Below are 19,740 nucleotides of genomic sequence, written 5' to 3'. Positions count from 1 at the left end.
CGTTTGTACACCTCCAATCATCATTGATGCATAACATGGCCGACAGTCTGCTGGATATTGTCTCGGTGTTGGATTCACGAAGTACCAATATTTATTCTGAGGATGGGGGATATATTGGTAGCCGGACAGGCCTGTATGGCGTGGCGGTGTTGAATAATTCCTCATTTATCAACGACGGTACCGTGCAGGTCAGCGGCCAGGGCGCCCACGGTGTGGCGGTGGGGAATAACAGCCAGGCTGTCAATAACGGGCTGATAACCCTGAACAGCATGTCGAACGACCTGGACGAAGACGGCAACCTGTTAACCGAAACCGGCCTGCACCTGACCGCGCAGAACTTCCGCCGCGGCACGGCGATGCTGGTGAACGGGGGTGGTGCCAGGGCCGTGAATGCAGCCGGTGGTGAAATCCGGGTGCATAACGCCGGGATGGGGATGGTGGCGAATGACGGTACAGCCCTGAACCAGGGGACCATCACCCTGACGGTGGATAACGACAATACAGATGGCCTGTATGCCATGGCGGCTGTCGGGAGTGGTATTGCCATTAACGACACCACCGGGGTGATTAACATTAACACTGACCTGGGCCAGGCATTTTACACTGAAGGCAACGGTCAGGTGTTTAACTTTGGTACGGTGAACTTTTACGGCAGCCCGATAAATAACGGCGACCCGAACTGGGGCGCCTCTACCAGTGAATCTGATTATGTGATTCTCACCACCCCGGTACTGACCGCAGAGGGGGAAAACGGTAGCTGGAGCGATGAATCCCGGCCCTGGTTACTTCTGCAGGATACCGCGAATTATGGCGATGCCACCTTTGACAGTGCGCAGGAATTATACATCAACAGTGTACTGGTCAACCATGAGGGTGCCACAATCAACGCCCGTCTGTCAGGCATGGGCAGCGCGAGTCAGTTTGTGAACCGCGGCACGGTCACTGCCACAGAGCCGGGCAGTGCGGTGATAAAAAACCTGACCACCTGGAACGAAGGGCTGATAACCAACATCGGCCCGGCAGTCAGTGGGGAAGTCAACGCCCTGTGGAACAGCACCCGCTCCGGGGCGGATGTGTACCTGTATAACAGCGGTGAAATGATTGCCACCGGCGGGTACAGCGCCATCAGCACTTCCGGTGGAAACGCCACCAGTAATGGAGGATGGATTTATAACCTGGAAGGCGGGCGGATTTACGGTGAAAACCCTCTGGCCGCGCTGGTTAACCTGGGCCGCCCCTACAACTTCCACAATGCCGGTGAAGTGACCGTGAAGGGCGACGGTGCGGTGGCCATCCGTACCGGCACCGGTGGGTACACCACCCGCGTGGTGAACGACGGGGTGATAAACGTGGGGACTCAGGAGGGCCGGGAAGACGGCACCAACGGTGAAGGCCTGGTGGGTATTCAGGCACCGGGCGATGCCAATATTGTCAACAACACCGCAAACGGGGTGATTAATGTCTGGGCAGACAACTCCTGGGCATTTGAAAAGACCAGCAGTAAGTCAGTCCTCATCAATAACGGCAGCGTGGTGCTCCACGGAACCGGTGGCGGCATTATCAAAGACAGTGAGGATGACGGCCGGGGGGATGACGATGACCTTTCCGTTCCCAATCCGCCCTCCGTCCCGGAATGGAACAGCAATGCCAGCCTGGTTAACAACTATGTTATCGGCACCAATGCTGACGGCACGGCGGGGAAACTGGGGGGCAACAACCTGCATATCGACAGCACGGTGACCATCAGCGCCGGGTTTACGGCGGGCACGGCGGCGAAGGAAGTCACCTTCAGCAATGTCTTCACCGGCAACAGCATCAGCGGGGCAGAGAACATCGGTTCACAGACCGTGGTGTGGAACGCACAGGGGTATAACAACGCCGACGGCAACGTGGACGTGACCATGACCAAAAACGACTACGTGGCGGTCATCAGCGACCAGAGCGTGGCGGGCGTGGCAGCGGCGCTGGATAACGGCTACACCAGCAACAGCCTGTACAGCAGCCTGAACGTGTCCACCTCTGCCGAGCTGGACCGGGCGCTGAAACAGGTGTCCGGTGTCCAGGCCACGGGCCTGAACAAAGAAGCGCGTATTCTGGGCCAGCGCTTTACCCGGCTGGCGGCCGAATCCCCGGTGGCCACCGACAGCGGCCTGTCGTTTAACGTGGTGGCAAAAGGCGACAAACGGGCCGAAATGGCCAACAAAGTGACCTACGACATGGTGGCGGTGGGCCAGCGCTTTGACAGCGGCTTTGGTGAACTGGAAGCGCACTACGGCATGGCACGGCTTTCCGGCAGTGGCGGTAACGCCATGAGCCGCGCCGGGGATAACGGGCTGACCGGCGGTTACAGCCAGTTCTTCGGGCTGGGCCACCACCTGAGCCTGGGCGACGGTCTGGGCTGGCACAACAGCCTGCGTTACGACCGCCACCAACTGGACAGCCGCCGCGACATCCGCTTTGAAGGGGTGCGCAACAGTGCGCGCAGTGACGTGCACATTCAGCAACTGGCGCTGCGCAGTGAAGGGGCGAAAACCCTGAACCTGGGCGACAGCCTGAGTGTGAAACCGTTCGCCGGGGTGGCCGTGCGCCACCAGATGACAGGCGGCATGCAGGAGCGCGGCGCGGGTGATTTCAACCTGAGCATGAGCCGTTACACTGAAACGGCGGTGGATGCGGTAACGGGCCTGCGCCTCAACTGGGCGGGAGAGAGTGGCTGGGGTGCCCATGCCCACCTGGAAGCGGGGCCGAACCTGGCATTCAGCCGCCAGGGGCGCACGGCAAGCCTGGCAGGTGCATCGGGGCAGCAGTTCCGGGTGGAAGACGGCAAGCGCGGTGGCGGGGTGAACAGCCAGGCCACGGCGGGCACGAACTACCGTCAGGGTAACCTGGATATCGGTGCGAATGCGTTCCACTGGCGTGAAGACGGCGCACAGGACAAAGGCTTCCTGTTAAACCTGACCCGCTATTTCTGATAACAGGCGGTGAAAACGGGAAGTGCAGGCAACAGCGCACTTCCCGGATAACAGCCACCAACACCGGGTAATATATCCGGGTAATACATAAAAAAAGCACTGCCGCAGGGCAGTGCTTTTTTACTTTTTACTTTGCGCTGATAGGTGCAGTGAGCACTCTGCCACTGGCGCTACGCCACATGGCTGCATCAGGCAATTATTTTTTAGCGCGCTCGAAAGAGGCAACGATTTCAGCTTTAGCCGCTTCTGCGTTGTCCCAACCGTCAACTTTCACCCATTTGCCAGCTTCCAGATCTTTGTAATGTTCAAAGAAATGGGTGATCTGTGCTTTCAGCAATTCTGGCAGGTCGTTCACATCTTTAATGTGATCGTATTCTTTGCTCAGTTTGGTGTGCGGTACTGCAACCAGTTTGGCATCTTCGCCAGACTCGTCAGTCATTTTCAGCACGCCAACCGGACGGCAACGAATAACAGAACCTGGTTCCAGCGGGTACGGAGTTGGCACCAGTACGTCAACCGGGTCACCGTCCAGAGACAGAGTGTGGTTGATGTAGCCATAGTTGCACGGGTAGAACATCGCAGTAGACATGAAACGGTCTACAAACAGTGCGCCGCTTTCTTTGTCTACTTCGTATTTGATAGGGTCAGCGTTAGCAGGGATTTCGATAACAACGTAGATGTCTTCCGGCAGATCTTTGCCTGCTGGTACGTTCAGTAAGCTCATGTCTGTTTCCTTTAAATGTGTGGCAAACAAGTGCCGGGTATTATAGCCAACTGCGCCCGAATGTCTTCGCCTGTTTTTCTTAATCAGGAAAAGTTCGAGTCAACGGGCTGGTCGCTTTCCAGCATAAAAATCCATAAAGCCAGCTGCATTATTTATAAATTCTTGTAACCGGTTACAAAAGGGAAATGCCAGCGAATTCATTGGTGAAAAAAACCGCATTCACCTTTTCTGGTGAGGAGCCTCACCCAGCCCGATCCTTGACTAAAACTGGATGTTAACAATTATGCTACTTTTTTGAATTGTGATGTAACGCATTCTGTTACATCCCGTATTGTCTATAGTTTCCCCTGCAGATGTACTTCTTACCAATAATAACCCTACGAGAGGACGCGCTTATGTGGAAGCGGTTACTTTTAGTCTCTGCAGTTTCAGTGGCTATGTCATCAGCAGCGATGGCAGCCCCCCTGGTGGTTGGATTTTCTCAGGTTGGTTCTGAATCTGGCTGGCGTGCGGCAGAAACCAATGTTGCCAAAACGGAAGCGAAAGAGCGTGGAATTACCCTGAAAATTGCTGATGCACAGCAAAAACAAGAGAATCAAATTAAAGCAGTACGCTCTTTTGTTGCCCAGGGTGTGGACGCAATCTTCATTGCACCCGTGGTAGCAACAGGCTGGGAGCCGGTGCTGGAAGAAGCCAAAGATGCGAAGATCCCGGTGTTCCTGCTGGACCGTTCTATTGATGTGAAAGACAAATCCCTGTACATGACCACGGTTACGGCAAACAACGTGCTGGAAGGCCAGTTAATTGGCGACTGGCTGGTGAAAACCGTCGCAGGTAAGCCGTGTAATGTTGTTGAGCTGCAAGGTACTGTGGGCGCGAGTGTGGCGATTGACCGTAAGAAAGGGTTTGCTGAAGCCATCGCCAAAGCGCCAAACATTAAAATCATTCGTTCCCAGTCTGGCGACTTTACCCGTAGTAAAGGTAAAGAAGTCATGGAAAGCTTCATCAAAGCGGAGAATAACGGCAAAAATATTTGCATGGTTTACGCCCATAACGACGATATGGTCATCGGGGCAATCCAGGCCATTAAAGAAGCCGGGTTAAAACCGGGTAAAGACATTCTCACCGGCTCTATTGATGGCGTACCGGATATCTACAAAGCCATGATGGCAGGCGATGCCAATGCCAGTGTCGAGCTGACACCAGATATGGCAGGCCCGGCCTTCGATGCACTGGAAAAATACAAGAAAGACGGCACGGTTCCACCGAAAACCATTATCACCAAATCAACGCTCTACCTGCCAGATACAGCAAAACAGGAATACGAGCGCAAACTCCATATGGGTTATTAACCAACCTGGCTCAGGCTGCTTTTATGGCCTGAGCCGTTTCCCTGGCCGGAGACTCCGCGATGAACACCCGTGATAATCAGGAAATTTTGCGCACGGAAGGCCTGAGTAAATTTTTCCCCGGCGTGAAAGCGCTGGATCATGTCGATTTTCAACTACGCCGGGGCGAGATAATGGCCTTGCTGGGTGAAAATGGGGCCGGTAAATCAACATTGATCAAATGCCTGACGGGGGTTTATCAGCGTGATACCGGGGCAATTTACCTGGAAGGGCAGTCTGTCTCACCGAAAAATACGGCAGACGCACAGCGCCTGGGGATTGGTACAGTCTACCAGGAAGTTAACCTGCTCCCGAATATGTCCGTGGCCGACAACCTGTTTATTGGCCGCGAACCCCGCCGTTTTGGCTTACTGCAACGCAAAGAGATGATCAGCCGCGCCAGTAAGTTAATGGCTTCTTACGGTTTTGAACTGGATGTGCGTGAGCCCCTGAACCGTTATTCAGTTGCTATGCAACAAATTGTCGCTATCTGCCGGGCTGTGGATCTGTCGGCCAAAGTCCTGATCCTTGACGAACCCACCGCAAGCCTCGATACCAAAGAAGTGGAAATGCTATTCACCCTGATGCGCCAACTGCGTGATCAGGGCACCAGCCTTATCTTCGTTACCCACTTTCTCGACCAGGTTTATGAAGTGACAGACCGAATTACCGTACTGCGTAACGGTGCGTTTGTTGGCACGGAAAACACAGCAGATCTACCACAAATTGAATTGGTTAAGATGATGCTGGGCCGCGAGCTTGAACAAAACGCGCTTCAACGTGCCGGGCGAACACTGCTGAGCGACAAACCCGTGGTGGAATTTACCGGCTATGGCAAAAAAGGTGTGATCAAACCGTTCGACCTGGCAGTGCGCCCAGGTGAAATCGTTGGTCTGGCTGGCCTGCTGGGTTCCGGGCGTACCGAAACCGCAGAAGTGATTTTTGGTATTCGCCCTTCCGATGCCGGTAGCGTGGCGGTAAAAGGCAAAAATATGGCGCTGCGTACGCCGCATCAGGCTTCCTGCGCCGGGATTGGTTTTTGCCCCGAAGACCGCAAAACTGATGGGATCATTGCTGCCGCTTCTGTGCGGGAAAATATCATTCTGGCGCTCCAGGCCCAGCGTGGCTGGCTACGGCCAATTCCGCGTAAAGAACAGCAACAGATAGCCGAGCGGTTTATACGCCAGTTGGGGATCCGCACACCGGGCATGGAGCAACCCATCGAGTTTTTATCCGGTGGGAATCAACAAAAAGTGTTGTTATCCCGCTGGCTACTCACCAAACCCCAATTCCTGATCCTCGATGAACCAACCCGCGGTATTGATGTGGGTGCCCACGCTGAAATCATCCGCCTGATAGAAACACTCTGTGCAGATGGCCTGGCGCTTTTAGTTATTTCGTCGGAACTTGAAGAGTTAGTGGGCTATGCCGACCGGGTGGTGATCATGCGTGATCGCCAGCAAATTGCCGAGATCCCACTCGAAGATCTCTCTGTCGCCGCCATTATGAATGCCATTGCGGCATAAGGAGGAAATTGTGATGCCGCATTCGTTATCAGGCCCTGGTCCGCAACGCCGCAGTTTCCGCTGGCCGCAGGGCACCCCGCAATTTATTGCGCTGTTGCTGGTACTCCTGGTGGACAGCCTGGTTGCCCCCCACTTTTTCCAGGTCATTTTGCAGGATGGCCGCCTGTTTGGCAGCCCCATAGACATTCTCAACCGTGCCGCACCGGTGGCATTACTGGCGATTGGTATGACGCTGGTCATTGCCACCGGCGGTATTGATTTGTCTGTTGGGGCAACTATGGCAATTGCCGGGGCCACTGCCGCGGCGCTGACCGTACAAGGGCATTCGCTGGCCGTGGTGATTCTGGCTTCGCTGGGTGTTGGTATGCTGGCCGGGCTATGGAATGGTATTCTGGTTGCCATACTCAAGATTCAGCCGTTTGTTGCCACCCTGATCCTGATGGTTGCCGGGCGCGGTGTGGCACAGCTTATTACCTCCGGGCAAATCGTTACCTTTAACTCGCCTCACCTTTCCTGGCTGGGTAGCGGTTCGCTGTTGTTCTTCCCAACGCCCGTGGTCATTACCCTGATAACCCTGGTCGCTTTTTGGGTTCTGGTGCGCAAAACCGCGCTGGGGCTATTCATTGAAGCCGCGGGGATCAACATTCGGGCGGCGAAAAACGCCGGGGTGAATACCCGTATTGTCGTCATGCTCACTTATGTGCTGAGTGGTTTGTGTGCGGCAATTGCCGGGGTAATTGTGGCTGCGGATATTCGTGGTGCCGATGCCAATAATGCCGGGTTGTGGCTGGAACTTGATGCGATTCTTGCTGTGGTTATCGGCGGCGGTTCGCTCATGGGCGGGCGCTTCAATATGGTGTTGTCGGTGGTGGGCGCACTGATTATTCAGGGCATGAACACCGGGATTCTGCTGTCAGGCTTTCCGCCGGAAATGAACCAGGTGGTGAAAGCCATCGTCGTGCTGTGTGTGCTGGTTGTTCAGTCTCAGCGTTTTATCTCATTGATTAAAAGGTGGCGCCGCCATGATGAAGCGTAATTTGCCGCTGGTGATCACCCTGTTGGTGTTTATTCTCGGCTATCTGTTCTGCCTGGCTCAGTTTCCGGGCTTCGCCTCAACCAGGGTTATTTGTAATATTCTGACAGATAACGCCTTTCTTGGGATCATCGCCGTTGGTATGACCTTTGTGATTATCTCTGGTGGGATTGATCTTTCCGTCGGGTCCGTTATCGCTTTTACCGGGGTATTTTTGGCAAAAGCGCTGGGCGACTGGGGGATGTCGCCTGTTGTGGCATTCCCGTTGATCTTGCTGATGGGCTGCGGGTTCGGTGCGTTTATGGGGTTACTGATAGATGGCCTGAAGATCCCCGCTTTTATCATCACCCTGGCTGGTATGTTCTTCTTACGGGGAGCCAGCTATCTGTTGTCTGAAGAGTCGATTCCTATCAATCACCCTGTCTACCAAACCTTGTCCACTCTGGCCTGGCGAATTCCGGGCGGTGGCCGCCTGAGTTTCCTGGGCGTGGTGATGTTAGTGGTGGTGGTGTTTGGCATTCTGGTGGCAAGCCGCACGCAGTTTGGTAACCGGGTTTATGCCATTGGCGGCAGTGCTACATCCGCCAACCTGATGGGGATTTCAACCCGCAGCACCACCATTGGTATTTATATGCTCTCCACCGGCCTGGCAACCCTGGCGGGGATTGTCTTTTCTATCTATACCTCAGCGGGTTATGCCCTGGCCGGTGTTGGGGTGGAACTGGATGCCATCGCTTCTGTGGTCATTGGCGGCACGTTACTCAGTGGTGGTGTGGGAACAGTGCTGGGTACACTGTTTGGTGTGGCAATTCAGGGGTTGATTCAGACTTACATTAACTTCGACGGCACACTGAGTTCGTGGTGGACCAAAATCGCTATTGGCATTCTGTTATTTATTTTTATTGCGATGCAACGCGGGCTGATGGCGTTCTGGGAAGGGCGGCAAAGTGTTCCTGTTAACAGGGTTAACATACAGCCAACAAAGACGTAACCATATGAAAAATCATTAAACTTACCCCGGTAGTGGACGATAACCGTACTGTTATTTTTTTAATCATTCTTGCCACTACCGGGGCTATTTTATGTTATTTGTACTTGTTAAACTTCTTTGTTAGTTTGGTGAAAACAGCAATCCATATCGCCGTGGATATAAACCCGCAAAGAACACCATATGACGGAATAAAAATCACACAAATACACCAGCTGAGAATAATAATAACTGGGAATATTATGTCTGATAAAAGCAGAGAGATAAGGCTTTTAAACATTAAATGTTACCCCTATATCTTCATAAAAATCTTCCAGTGTTTCATAAAATTTTGTTTTTACTTTTTGGATGATTATTTCTAATACTGGCTCAATGAAGTAATACAGCATTTCGAGTTGTGCCGCATACAAAAGTGCATAATACTCTGGCTCCAAAATTTTCAGTTTTCTTGCTGCTAATGCAGCCTTGTGCTCGATACCAAAAACTTGTAACGCTAAAACAACATAGGGGGATTTGCCTGCTACTCGTTCTGCGACGACTTTAGAAACGGCTTCCGACCCGGATAGTGCTTTTGACAATGACCAGGCGATAGTATTGCGTGTGAATTTGTTAGCTGCCATGTTAGCTGTGTAGCCGCTAATATTCTTAACTGCTCGCTGGACACTCCCGTTTTTATTTCCCTCTTGCCGGTCTTTTTCAATCATTTCAAAATAAAGAAGAAGCATATAAAGAAAGACATCATCATGTTTAAATAGTGATGCTATAGAGAGTGCCATCCTCTTTTCTTCGGTTATTAATTCACTGCAAATATCACCATAGCGGGGGATTAAACAAGATGAATACCAACTGGCTCTTTCAATACCAGAGGAAATATCAGATAGTGTCTGTTGGGTTGCCTGTGAAAATGAGTTAACCCCGCGTTGAAGATAGATTGAGAGTTGCTTGTCGCTTTGTAGTTTTATCCTTAAATAATCTGATGTAAGCATCCTGCTTACTCCTTCTGGCTATTTTCTGTTTTTATATCATGTGGTAAGTGTTCTGTAATGAGCGGCCTTTTATTTTTTTGAACAAGCTCTGATATAACCTGGATGAATGAATATGTGGAGGGCAATATTTCCATTTACAATGAATGGTATGGAGAGAGAACTATGTTATTTTATTTTTCTCACTGAAAGCTCCAGTGTTTAACAATGCTTAGCGAATATTCAGGTGTGTTTGTGGTGTATGGGAACGTGGAGCATATGTGGCATTGATAATATACACATCATTCTGTTCTGCATGTATTGGCCTGATTAATGCCAGCCAATACATGCAGTTGTCACTTTCTTTATCTCTTAACCCATGTCAGTTTTCCGGGTATTCGCGCATAAAGCGCTCCAGGTCGTCAACCATCTGTTCTGTCCCTACAAAGAACGGGCGGCGCTGGTGCAGGCTGTCTGGCTGAATATCCAGAATACGCTGTTTACCATCACTCGCTTTCCCGCCCGCCTGTTCAGCCAGGAACGCCATAGGGTTGCATTCGTATAACAAGCGAAGTTTGCCTTCCGGGTAACTTGCTGTACTTGGGTACAGGTACAAGCCACCTTTCAGCAGGTTACGGTGGAAGTCAGCAACCAGGGAACCGATATAGCGGGAAGTGTATGGGCGGTTGGTAGACTTGTCTTCTTCCTGGCAGTATTTAATGTACTTTTTCACACCTTGCGGGAATTTAATGTAGTTCCCTTCGTTAATGGAATAGGTGTTGCCTTTCGGTGGGAAATTCATGCGCTCCTGAGACAGGCAGAAAACCCCCAGCGAAGGATCGTAAGTAAAGGCATGAACACCGCAACCGGTGGTGTAAACCAGCATGGTGGATGAGCCATAAACTACGTAACCTGCGGCCACTTGTTGGTTACCGGGTTGCAGAAAGTCTTCCAGAGTAACAGGCGTACCAACCGGTGTAACGCGGCGGTAAATAGAGAAGATGGTACCAACAGAAACGTTAACGTCGATATTGGTAGAACCATCCAACGGGTCCATCAGCACAACATATTTTGCATGCTCGCACCCTTCGAAAACAACAATTTCATCTTCTTCTTCAGAAGCGATACCAGCAACGATATCACGGGCTTTCAGTGCAGCTTTCAGTTTTTCATTGGCAAACAAATCCAGCTTTTGCTGCTGCTCGCCCTGCACATTCTCGGCGCCGCTGGCACCCAGGATATCAACCAGGCCTGCTTTGTTGATATCGCGGTGGATGATTTTAGCACCCAGTTTTATCGCCGATAACAACGCAGTCAGTTCCCCGGTGGCGTGAGAAAACTCGTGCTGCTTTTCGACAATAAATTCACCTAACGTTTTCATAACACTTTCCCTGCATTCAGTGGAGTAAAGCGGTTGAGTAAAACGAATACAACAATACTAACAAAGATTAAAATAAACGCGCACAGGTGAATCGCGCCAGCATGGATGGGATTTCGCTGAAAAGTCATTTATTCATCATAGAACAAACGGGTAGAATGTGCCCCAGGAAGGAAAAGGATAGAGCTATGCGCATTCATATTCTGGGTATTTGTGGCACGTTTATGGGCGGCCTTGCCATGTTGGCACGGGCCTTAGGGCATGAAGTAACCGGGTCCGATGACAATGTGTACCCGCCAATGAGCACGTTGTTGGAAAAACAAGGTATAGACCTGATTCAAGGCTATGATGCCAGCCAACTGGAACCACAACCCGATTTGGTTATCATCGGTAACGCGATGACGCGTGGTAATCCTTGTGTAGAGGCGGTGCTGGAAAAAAGTATTCCGTACATGTCCGGGCCGCAGTGGTTGCATGATTTTGTTCTGCGTGACCGCTGGGTCATTGCTGTTGCGGGTACGCATGGCAAGACAACAACAGCGGGAATGGTTAACTGGATCCTGGAAGAGTGTGGTTACCAGCCAGGCTTTGTGATTGGCGGTGTTCCGGGGAATTTTGAGGTTTCTGCCCGCCTGGGTGAAAGCCCGTTCTTTGTCATTGAAGCCGATGAATACGATTGTGCGTTCTTTGATAAACGCTCTAAGTTTGTGCATTACTGCCCGCGAACGTTAATTCTCAATAACCTTGAGTTCGACCACGCCGATATTTTCGACGACCTGAAAGCCATTCAGAAGCAATTCCACCATTTGGTGCGTATTGTGCCGGGCCAGGGGCGTATTATTCTGCCGGAGCACGATGCCAACCTGAAACAGGTTATGGCAATGGGCTGCTGGAGTGAGCAGGAGCTGGTTGGCGAACAAGGCCACTGGCAGGCGAAAAAGGCAAACCAGGATGCTTCCCAGTGGGAAGTGTGGCTGGATGGTGAACAGGTTGCATCTGTGGACTGGTCGCTGGTTGGCGAGCACAACATGCATAACGGCCTGATGGCAATTGCCGCTGCGCGCCATGTTGGTGTGGCACCAGCAGAAGCGGCTAAAGCACTGGGTTCATTTATTAACGCCCGTCGCCGCCTGGAGCTGCGCGGTGAAGCAAATGGCGTTACGGTGTATGACGACTTCGCGCATCACCCGACAGCCATTCTGGCAACGCTTGCTGCGTTACGCGGTAAAGTGGGTGGCACCAAACGTATCCTTGCGGTACTGGAACCGCGTTCAAATACCATGAAAATGGGAATCAGCAAAGATGACCTGGCGCCATCTTTGGGCCGGGCGGACGAAGTCTTTTTGTTCCAGCCACAGCATATTCCCTGGCAGGTTGCTGAAGTGGCTGAAGCCTGTGTGCAGCCAGCACACTGGAGTGCAGACCTGGACACGCTGGTAGATATGATTAGTAAATCGGCACAACCGGGTGATGTGATTCTGGTGATGAGTAATGGTGGTTTTGGTGGGATTCATCAGAAGTTGCTGGATGCGCTGGAAGTGAAGGCGCAGCGTTCAGTGGAGTAAGTGGGGGCAGTTTACCCTGGCTGGTGCGATTGTTCCGTTTACTTGCAGTGTGGTTGTTTCCGTTCCCCCGGGCTGGTGTGAAATTACGTTCACCTGAAGTGAGGTGGTTAATGTGGCTTCACAGCCGGTGAACGTGTTAAGGGGCCCGCCCCTTAACAATCCGGTTTTTCGCGGGCAACCGGTGCTGCGCACTGCGTTCACCTCCGGGCAGTCAGCCTGCGGCCGGCTCGACTCGGCGTCCTGCCTCGTTTCGCCTTATTCCGCCGTCCGGGCGGAATAACCTTGTCTTCCTTTCTGCGGTTCACCGGTTTTACGCGACCCAGCCAGCGCTGTGAATAGCGAATTTTTTGTGTGGTTCGGTGTGGCTGTGGGTTCTGGATTTGGTTTGTTTTCTTAATGTTTTGCTGGGGCTTACAGGCGGTGGGGTTAGTGGCCTCGAAATCGTTGAGGCGTGCCTGGCGGGCCGGGGCTGCCTGCAGGGATGCAGGCAGAGCGACGGGAGGCAGGAGGCCGACTCGGAGCGGTACCCGAACAGGCTGCCGGGGTAAGCCGAATGTCCGCGAAGCGGCGATTTTGCCAGCCACCGACGGGGGTGCAGGGGGGCCGGGCCCCCTGCGTGCGCCGTGCGCGGGTGGTGAGAGAAACCTGTATTGCTGACACGGCGCGCAACCGGCTCGGTACTGGCAGAATGTGGTTCGGGTTATATTCGCTTAACCGGATGCCGGTGTAGTGAAAGTTCCGTTCACCTGAAGTGATGTGCTCAATGTGGCCTCACTGCCAGTGAACAAGCAACACAGCCTTACTCCTTCGCCATCGGCGTACTGACTTCCTCTACTTTCTGGTCACCCTGAATCGTGGCGATATCCTGCTTAATCTGGTTTACGTCACTTGCGGAGTGCAGCAGTTGGTAGGTTAAATCAAAGTGTGCGCTCTGACCTGGTGCCAGTTGTTTTACACGTTTCTGTTCACGTTCAATGGTTACCGGGTAGGCATAGCTGGTGCCAGGCTCAATGCCGGTCACATAGCCTTGTTTCAGCGTATCGGTATTTTTCCACAGTGTCAGAACCGGAAGTTGTGTGGTGTTAAAGTGAATAGCCGCGCCTTTGTTGCCCGCTTTATTCACCACAGCGGCCAGAGTCTGGTGGTTGGCTCCAGACAGTGGAGCAATATTAAACACCATTTCGTCAAAGCCTTTGGTGGGGCCTGCATAGGTCTGCCAGGTGCTCAGGCCTTTTTTCGCATAGTCATTAAACGGGCTGATTTGCGCGATAGGGGCAAGGAATTGCGCGCCTTCTTCCAGAATAGGCTGGCCAAAATTACTGTGATAAATGATTTGGTAATCGTGGTCATAATCCCCTTTATTAGTCAGCACGTCATGAATGCTGAACTGACTGCTACCCGGTACATATTGCAATTCTGTTTGAGTCTGCAAATCAGCTTTTTTAAAGGTGCTCTCTTTCAGCAAACCGCGCACGGTAATGGTATAAGGCGCGCTGTCGCTTACACTCACTTCCACTTTCGATGCAGGTGTATTCCCGGCTTTACCATGCAGGGTGTACAGCTGGCCATCCGCAGTGCCTGGGTGCCCGGTCCATTCATAACCGCAGCGCACCATCATTTCATTAAACCCTTCCAGCCACCCCAGCCCGTTACGGCTTTCCAGGTTCATATAAGCCGGGTTAACCACCTCTTTAACCGGGGAATCCCAGCCCATCCGCACGCCAAACCCTTCCACATGCAGAATATCCATACCACGAGTGGGAATCAGAGTAATGGTCAGGCCGTTTTGGCTTTTGATAACCAGCAATTTACTGCCTTCCTGTTTGCCGCCATGCAGCACAGTTTGCTCAATGCTGAACGGAGATGATTTCATGTTCAGCTGGTGGCTGGAAATATGCCAGTTTCCTTGTTCTGTATTGCTTTCAGTGTCTGTCAGCACCCAAGTTTTGGCTGCCACTTGTCCAGAGATCAGTAACGCGAGGGTAGAGAGGAGCAGAGCTTTTTTCATCGGAACATCCTTTTGCTGAATCGATTATGTTTGTTTCAGCAGAGACTAATTTTTCAGGCGATAAGAAAATGTGATCCTCTTCAATTCACAGTATTAAGTGTTAGTTTTTGTAAATAAATGGGATTTGGATCGGGATTTTCGATGTAACAATTATTAATTTGCTTTATTTATGTGCAGTTAAATGGCTTTTGTTGTAACGATTCAGCAAAAATAAGGGGTAAAGGGGATATTGGCTGTAAGATGGAATTATGGCACCAGACAAAGCCACCGAGCAGTATGTCGGCAAACACAAATGATGGGTTCAGCACACGAAAATAACGAAAAGTACCTGTGGCAGGTTATTACCGAGAACAGATAAAAGCAGGCCACCACAAGCGGGCGTTGAATAAAACCGGCTGCCATTTGCGAGGGCAGCCGGAATAATTAGTCCTGGTTTTCAGCCAGATCACGTAAGTATTGAAAAATCAGGCGGCTGGATTTAGGCGGTTTATTGCCAGCCACTTCTTTCTTGGCATTACGCACCAGGGAACGCAGTTGCTGGCGGTCAGCATCCGGGTACAGACGCAAAACTTCTTCAACGGCTTCATCGCCACCGGCAATCAACTGGTCGCGCAGGCTTTCCAGCTTGTGAAACACAACAACCTGCTGGTTGTGGCGGTTTTTCAGCTTATCAAGCGCCTGGCGAATAGGGTCTACATCACGCTGGCGCAGCATTTTGCCAATCAACTGGATTTGGCGGCGACGGCCTTCTTTCTTGATCCGTTGTGCCAGTTCCACTGCTGCACGCAGGTCTTGATCCAGCGGGATTTTATCCAGCGCGTTTTTGCCAAGCTCAGTCAACTCAACGCCGAGACGTTTCAGCTCTTCTGCGTCGCGTTTAATTTCACTCTTGCTGACCCAGATAATTTCATCATCTTCGTCCTCTTCGTTTTGGCTATCGGGGACGTCATCGAGCCAGTCTTCAGGCTGTTTTGTCATATCAGGCTCCTTAAAAAGAGGCTAATACTACCAGTTAAGGTGCGCACTGCGAAATGGTTCTCTGTTAGACTGTCAATTAACTTACCTTACATTATGGCATTGGCGATGAAAGTAATCACTCAAGTTGCACAACAACGTAAAGCACTGGAAGAAGCGGTAGCCCATGCGCTGGAACTGGCCTCCGGTAAGGCGGATGGCGCAGAGGTCGCTGTCAGTAAAACGACGGGTATCAGCGTAAGTACCCGTTACGGCGAAGTTGAAAACGTGGAGTTTAATAGCGATGGCGCGCTGGGTATCACGGTATATTCGCAAAACCGTAAAGGTAGCGCTTCCTCTACAGATTTGAGCAAAGACGCGATTGCCCGCACAGTACAGGCGGCAGTGGATATCGCCCGTTATACCTCGCCAGACCCATGCGCGGGTGTGGCGGAAAAAGAGTTGCTGGCTTTTGATGCCCCGGATCTGGATTTATTCCACCCAGCAGAAATCTCCCCAGAACAGGCTATTAACCTGGCAGCCCGCGCAGAACAGTCAGCGCTCCAGGCCGACAAACGCATAACCAACACCGAAGGCGGCAGTTTTAACAGCCATTACGGCATTAAGGTGTTTGGTAACAGCTATGGCATGTTGCAGAGCTATTGTTCCAGCCGCCACTCTTTATCCAGCTGCGTTATTGGCGAAGCTAACGGCAGTATGGAGCGTGATTACGCCTATTCTATTGGCCGTGAAATGAGCGACCTGGCATCACCTGAGTGGGTGGGTGAAGAGTGCGCAAAACGCACTTTATCACGCCTGTCTCCACGAAAATTATCTACTATGAAAGCACCCGTTATTTTTGCGGCTGAAGCGGCAACGGGGCTGTTTGGCCACCTGGTCGGTGCGATCAGCGGTGGAGCGGTGTACCGCAAATCCACCTTCTTGCTGGACTCACTGGGCCAGCAAATCCTGCCAGAATGGTTGACCATTGAAGAGCATCCGCATCTGTTAAAAGGGCTGGCTTCCACGCCTTTCGATGGTGAAGGGGTGCGTACCGCACGGCGCGACATTGTAAAAGATGGCGTGTTGCAACAGTGGCTTCTGACAAGCTATGCAGCCCGTAAACTGGGCCTGCAAAGCACGGGCCATGCGGGTGGGATTCATAACTGGCGCATCGCTGGCCGTGGCCTGAGCTTTGAGCAGTTACTCAAAGAGATGGGCACGGGCCTGGTGGTGACAGAACTGATGGGCCAGGGTGTCAGCGGTATTACCGGTGATTACTCCCGTGGTGCTTCCGGTTTTTGGGTCGAAAATGGTGAAATTCAGTACCCGGTGAGTGAAATCACTATTGCCGGTAATTTAAAAGATATGTGGCGCAATATGGTCACCGTTGGCGACGATATTGAGACCAGAAGCAATATTCAATGCGGTTCGGTATTGCTGCCGGAAATGAAAATCGCCGGGCAGTAATGTTTTCGGGTGCGACCTGCCGCACCCTTTATAAAAAGGTGAGCCAATGCGTAAAACTCTGTTAGCCCTGTTAGCGGCCTGTTCATTCTCTCTGGCGAGTACGTCAGTCCTTGCGCAAGACCTTGGTGTAGATATGGACACGCTGGCCCAGAATTACAAAACCGTGATGAGCACCAAAGATGCCGGTGAACTTAAAACAGCGCTGACCAATATGCGCCAGGCAGCGGAAGACGCGAAAAAGTCCACGCCGGATAAACTGGATGGTAAAGCCAGCGACAGCCCGGAAATGAAGGATTACCGCCATGGGTTGGATATTCTGGTAGGCCAGATAGACGGCGCATTGAAACTGGCAGATGAAGGCAAAGTGAAAGAGGCGCAGGCTGCCGCGGAACACTTCAAACAAACCCGCAATACTTACCATAAGAAATACCGCTAATCACGGTGTCAGCCTGGCTGTTTTAATGCATTAAAAAATAAGTCAGGCTTATGACTCTGCCCCGGTTTACCGGGGCGTTTTGTTTCCCCTTCCTCTGCGTTTATTGCTTTTCCCCACGGCGAATCTCTGCCTGAAATTCACTTTCCAGCGTTTTTGTTTGCCATTGCGCTTGAGTGCGAGACAGATCACTTCTCTGCGCCATTTTTCCACTTTGAAGTGGAAAACAACTTGCTACAAACCCCCGCGCAGGCGCGTTAGCTTAATAACATCTCAACGAATCAAGGTAAGTCGCGTGGATAACAAAATGGCCCTGAACACGGGGGCTTCTCAGGAAGAACACGCTGCGGCACTGGCCGGGCAGGTATTACGCCAGGTAGACCAGTTGCTGGCAGAAAAAGGAATTTCTCCAACACCGGTACAGCAACAAATGCTGGTGTCGCATCTTCGGGCAATGGCCTGGCGTTCGGTGAGTGGTGAACCCTTGCCAGAAGTTGACGCCAGCTTGTTCGATGAGATCCCCCAGGCAGCAATGCAACTGGCTCAAACAGTGGTCGATATCTTCGGCAATTTACCCCGGGAAGAGGTCTGGTTGTTATCTGTCCATTTCGCAGTAGCAAAAGAAAACGGTGTCAGTTAAGGAGCGCAAAGTGGAACAAATTACAGTGGTTATTGGCGACCGCCTGGGAAAAGGGCAGAAGGTTGCAGCAGGTGTGGAAAAAGCCGGTGGGCGTGCAGTTGTGGTACCGGGTGTCGCGGCTGATATGAAGCTGGGTGATGTCATGAAAGCCGAGCAGGCAACCTTTGGTATCTCGTTTTGTGGCAGTGGCGGTGCCGGGGCAATTACTGCCCAGAATAAATACGGCTACAAAGCCAAATACGGCATGCGCTCAGTGGATGAAGGTGTCACGGCAATTAAAGAAGGCTGCAATGTTCTGGGGTTTGGTTTTATGGACATTGAAGAACTGGGAATGCGCCTGGTTGAAGCCTGGCAGAAAAAATACGGCAACGGCTGATGAAACAACTTTCAACAACCACCGTCACCGTGCAGGGAAAAGGTGTCTCGAAAGCAGCCGCTTTTTCCGACGCGTTTTCCCATATCCAGCGTGAGGTGTTGAAAGGCACTTCATTGGTATTACTGCGCATTGAACCACAGGATGTGAAAGTCATTGCCGCCCGCCAGTTCGTGCGGAAAGAAGCGTTTTTGTTTTTCTTTCTGCGCCGTGAACGACGGACATTCAGCGTTGAGCTGGAAGTTACCGTCACAGTGACGGCGATAGATCCAGAACAGGTGGATTTTATCGCTCAGTAAATAACGTGATACCCGAAGGTATTCGGGTTGCAGGCCGAGGGTAACGCAGTACCCGCGCGGATAGTTGCCAGTGCTCAGTGGAGTACGGGCTGTCAGCACGCCAGCAATCAGGGGCTAAACGGTATCTATGCACGGCATCCTTCAGGCGTTGTTCTTGTTGGTTGCACCTGCGCATCGGTATTTCTGTGCAGTTACGCATCCTGAAAGGTCTTGTGTATAAAAACAAAAAGGGCAGGACGTATGTTTTTCATCATATTAATAAAATCGCTCATTATTGGTGGGTTGGTTGGTGTCGGTGTTGGGGCCGGTGCCGCACGAATGTTTCATGCGCCAGTGACTCAAGGTATGGGCGCATTTCGCACGCTGGGTGAATTGAATGCCTGTGAAGGCGACCCGGCATCACACTTCTCCTTTGGCCTTGGGTTTTTCTTTAACGCATGGGCCTCATCGGTTGCTGCCGGGTCATTCACCCAGGATGTTGACCACCGCATCATCCCTAACTGGGGTGTTGCTGCGCTCATGATAAAAAACCGGGATGTTACCCAAACCCTGCACAACCCTAAAAAAATGGCGATTGCCTGTGGCCTGATTGGCATGGTGGTGGTTGCCTTTCTGAACTCTACCGCCTCTGCCGTACCCGCCGCTTTGCAGGTAACGGCGGTCAAAGTGTTGGTGCCCGCAGCGAATCTTCTGGTTAACACCGTTATGCCCGTTATTTTCTGGCTGGCGGCAATTGATGCCGGGAAACGCTCTGGCTTATGGGCCACCATTTTCGGCGGCCTGGCACAAATGATTATGGGGAATGCGGTTCCAGGCCTGGTGCTGGGCATCCTTGTTGGAAAAGGTGTGGAAGAAAGTGGGTGGAACAAAGTCACCAAAATCATGATGACGGCGATTATCACACTGTTTGTATTAAGTGCCTTCTTCCGCGGATTTGATCTGAAATTCCTTGAGTCGTTCCGCCTTGGCGCACCGAACTGGCTTGAACTGCTGCATAACTCGCTGAGCGGTAAATAAGGGGAAAGCA

The 19,740-nt window shown here is 51.8% G+C and carries 17 protein-coding genes; 12 read left to right on the top strand and 5 right to left on the bottom strand.

The genetic code is table 11. The features are described from left to right. Nucleotides 1–2,972 (top strand): autotransporter outer membrane beta-barrel domain-containing protein (locus LC084_RS22580; protein ID WP_226574462.1); only part of this gene is annotated, 2,972 nt, incomplete at its 5' end. A gap of 196 nt (nt 2,973–3,168) precedes the next feature. Here LC084_RS22580 and ppa read toward each other — a convergent pair. Then, nucleotides 3,169–3,696: an inorganic diphosphatase gene (gene ppa, locus LC084_RS22575; RefSeq protein WP_004098041.1), complete on the bottom strand. Its 528-nt coding sequence runs from the start codon at nt 3,694–3,696 to the stop codon at nt 3,169–3,171. A gap of 395 nt (nt 3,697–4,091) precedes the next feature. On the opposite strand from ppa, the gene ytfQ reads away from it, so the two are divergent. Genes ytfQ through yjfF form a run of 4 tightly spaced genes read left to right on the top strand, consistent with a single transcriptional unit; the run spans nt 4,092 to nt 8,634 of the window. Continuing rightward, on the top strand, nt 4,092–5,048 hold the full coding sequence (ytfQ, locus tag LC084_RS22570; protein WP_226574460.1) for a galactofuranose ABC transporter, galactofuranose-binding protein YtfQ: 957 nt from the start codon (nt 4,092–4,094) through the stop codon (nt 5,046–5,048). A 59-nt stretch (nt 5,049–5,107) separates the two neighbouring features. Then, nucleotides 5,108–6,610: a galactofuranose ABC transporter, ATP-binding protein YtfR gene (ytfR, locus tag LC084_RS22565; RefSeq protein WP_226574458.1), complete on the top strand. Its 1,503-nt coding sequence runs from the start codon at nt 5,108–5,110 to the stop codon at nt 6,608–6,610. 13 nt (nt 6,611–6,623) lie between these two features. Continuing rightward, nucleotides 6,624–7,646 (top strand): galactofuranose ABC transporter, ATP-binding protein YtfT, encoded by a 1,023-nt coding sequence (gene ytfT / locus LC084_RS22560; protein WP_226574465.1) that lies wholly within the window; start codon nt 6,624–6,626, stop codon nt 7,644–7,646. After that, entirely contained in the window at nt 7,633–8,634 is a 1,002-nt protein-coding gene (gene yjfF / locus LC084_RS22555) for a galactofuranose ABC transporter, permease protein YjfF (protein ID WP_226574456.1), read from the top strand. Before ytfT ends, yjfF begins: the two co-directional genes overlap by 14 nt. A 269-nt stretch (nt 8,635–8,903) precedes the next feature. Here yjfF and LC084_RS22550 read toward each other — a convergent pair whose 3' ends face one another. Continuing rightward, the gene (locus tag LC084_RS22550; RefSeq protein ID WP_226574453.1) at nt 8,904–9,617 is read right to left on the bottom strand and encodes a hypothetical protein; all 714 of its coding nucleotides are present in this window, start codon (nt 9,615–9,617) and stop codon (nt 8,904–8,906) included. Between the two features lie 358 nt (nt 9,618–9,975). Further along, nucleotides 9,976–10,974 carry a class 1 fructose-bisphosphatase gene (gene fbp, locus LC084_RS22545; protein ID WP_226574450.1) on the bottom strand — a complete coding sequence of 333 codons (999 nt, stop codon included), beginning with the start codon at nt 10,972–10,974 and terminating at the stop codon, nt 9,976–9,978. Nucleotides 10,975–11,159: 185 nt separating this feature from the next. Here fbp and mpl point away from each other — a divergent pair, with 185 nt between their 5' ends. Beyond that, complete coding sequence (gene mpl / locus LC084_RS22540; protein ID WP_226574448.1) at nt 11,160–12,536, top strand: UDP-N-acetylmuramate:L-alanyl-gamma-D-glutamyl-meso-diaminopimelate ligase; 1,377 nt, start codon at nt 11,160–11,162, stop codon at nt 12,534–12,536. Between the two features lie 799 nt (nt 12,537–13,335). Here mpl and LC084_RS22535 read toward each other — a convergent pair. Continuing rightward, entirely contained in the window at nt 13,336–14,544 is a 1,209-nt protein-coding gene (locus LC084_RS22535) for an aldose 1-epimerase family protein (protein WP_226574446.1), read from the bottom strand. Between the two features lie 423 nt (nt 14,545–14,967). Continuing rightward, nucleotides 14,968–15,522 (bottom strand): ribosome biogenesis factor YjgA, encoded by a 555-nt coding sequence (gene yjgA / locus LC084_RS22530; protein ID WP_226574443.1) that lies wholly within the window; start codon nt 15,520–15,522, stop codon nt 14,968–14,970. A gap of 93 nt (nt 15,523–15,615) precedes the next feature. Here yjgA and pmbA point away from each other — a divergent pair, with 93 nt between their 5' ends. The 6 genes from pmbA to LC084_RS22500 all read left to right on the top strand — a co-directional run bounded on the left by pmbA (nt 15,616) and on the right by LC084_RS22500 (nt 19,730). Next, nucleotides 15,616–16,968, top strand: coding sequence for a metalloprotease PmbA (gene pmbA / locus LC084_RS22525; RefSeq protein WP_226574441.1), 1,353 nt, complete (start codon nt 15,616–15,618; stop codon nt 16,966–16,968). Between the two features lie 46 nt (nt 16,969–17,014). Next, on the top strand, nt 17,015–17,404 hold the full coding sequence (gene cybC / locus LC084_RS22520; RefSeq protein WP_226574439.1) for a cytochrome b562: 390 nt from the start codon (nt 17,015–17,017) through the stop codon (nt 17,402–17,404). A 304-nt stretch (nt 17,405–17,708) separates the two neighbouring features. Further along, complete coding sequence (locus LC084_RS22515; RefSeq protein ID WP_226574436.1) at nt 17,709–18,041, top strand: glycine dehydrogenase; 333 nt, start codon at nt 17,709–17,711, stop codon at nt 18,039–18,041. Between the two features lie 10 nt (nt 18,042–18,051). Then, nucleotides 18,052–18,417 carry a glycine-rich SFCGS family protein gene (locus LC084_RS22510; protein WP_226574433.1) on the top strand — a complete coding sequence of 122 codons (366 nt, stop codon included), beginning with the start codon at nt 18,052–18,054 and terminating at the stop codon, nt 18,415–18,417. Beyond that, nucleotides 18,417–18,713, top strand: coding sequence for a DUF4312 family protein (locus tag LC084_RS22505; RefSeq protein WP_226574430.1), 297 nt, complete (start codon nt 18,417–18,419; stop codon nt 18,711–18,713). Before LC084_RS22510 ends, LC084_RS22505 begins: the two co-directional genes overlap by 1 nt. Before the next feature lie 240 nt (nt 18,714–18,953). After that, entirely contained in the window at nt 18,954–19,730 is a 777-nt protein-coding gene (locus LC084_RS22500) for a DUF4311 domain-containing protein (RefSeq protein ID WP_226574428.1), read from the top strand. The last annotated feature ends 10 nt before the right edge of the window (nt 19,731–19,740 follow it).

Source organism: Mangrovibacter yixingensis (assembly GCF_020523985.1).
GTDB lineage: Bacteria > Pseudomonadota > Gammaproteobacteria > Enterobacterales > Enterobacteriaceae > Mangrovibacter > Mangrovibacter yixingensis.
The sequence above is the reverse complement of the archived record's forward strand: the minus strand, read 5'-3'. Positions and strand labels throughout refer to the sequence as shown.

What these genes read in the sequence shown, in the direction of transcription:
- cybC (WP_226574439.1), top strand. Translation starts at nt 17,015, where the DNA reads ATGCGTAAAACTCTGTTAGCCCTGTTAGCGGCCTGTTCATTCTCTCTG.
- yjgA (WP_226574443.1), bottom strand. Translation starts at nt 15,522, where the DNA reads ATGACAAAACAGCCTGAAGACTGGCTCGATGACGTCCCCGATAGCCAA.
- ytfR (WP_226574458.1), top strand. Translation starts at nt 5,108, where the DNA reads ATGAACACCCGTGATAATCAGGAAATTTTGCGCACGGAAGGCCTGAGT.
- fbp (WP_226574450.1), bottom strand. Translation starts at nt 10,974, where the DNA reads ATGAAAACGTTAGGTGAATTTATTGTCGAAAAGCAGCACGAGTTTTCT.
- LC084_RS22550 (WP_226574453.1), bottom strand. Translation starts at nt 9,617, where the DNA reads ATGCTTACATCAGATTATTTAAGGATAAAACTACAAAGCGACAAGCAA.
- ppa (WP_004098041.1), bottom strand. Translation starts at nt 3,696, where the DNA reads ATGAGCTTACTGAACGTACCAGCAGGCAAAGATCTGCCGGAAGACATC.
- LC084_RS22515 (WP_226574436.1), top strand. Translation starts at nt 17,709, where the DNA reads ATGGCCCTGAACACGGGGGCTTCTCAGGAAGAACACGCTGCGGCACTG.
- ytfT (WP_226574465.1), top strand. Translation starts at nt 6,624, where the DNA reads ATGCCGCATTCGTTATCAGGCCCTGGTCCGCAACGCCGCAGTTTCCGC.
- mpl (WP_226574448.1), top strand. Translation starts at nt 11,160, where the DNA reads ATGCGCATTCATATTCTGGGTATTTGTGGCACGTTTATGGGCGGCCTT.
- yjfF (WP_226574456.1), top strand. Translation starts at nt 7,633, where the DNA reads ATGATGAAGCGTAATTTGCCGCTGGTGATCACCCTGTTGGTGTTTATT.
- LC084_RS22505 (WP_226574430.1), top strand. Translation starts at nt 18,417, where the DNA reads ATGAAACAACTTTCAACAACCACCGTCACCGTGCAGGGAAAAGGTGTC.
- pmbA (WP_226574441.1), top strand. Translation starts at nt 15,616, where the DNA reads ATGGCATTGGCGATGAAAGTAATCACTCAAGTTGCACAACAACGTAAA.
- LC084_RS22535 (WP_226574446.1), bottom strand. Translation starts at nt 14,544, where the DNA reads ATGAAAAAAGCTCTGCTCCTCTCTACCCTCGCGTTACTGATCTCTGGA.
- ytfQ (WP_226574460.1), top strand. Translation starts at nt 4,092, where the DNA reads ATGTGGAAGCGGTTACTTTTAGTCTCTGCAGTTTCAGTGGCTATGTCA.
- LC084_RS22500 (WP_226574428.1), top strand. Translation starts at nt 18,954, where the DNA reads ATGTTTTTCATCATATTAATAAAATCGCTCATTATTGGTGGGTTGGTT.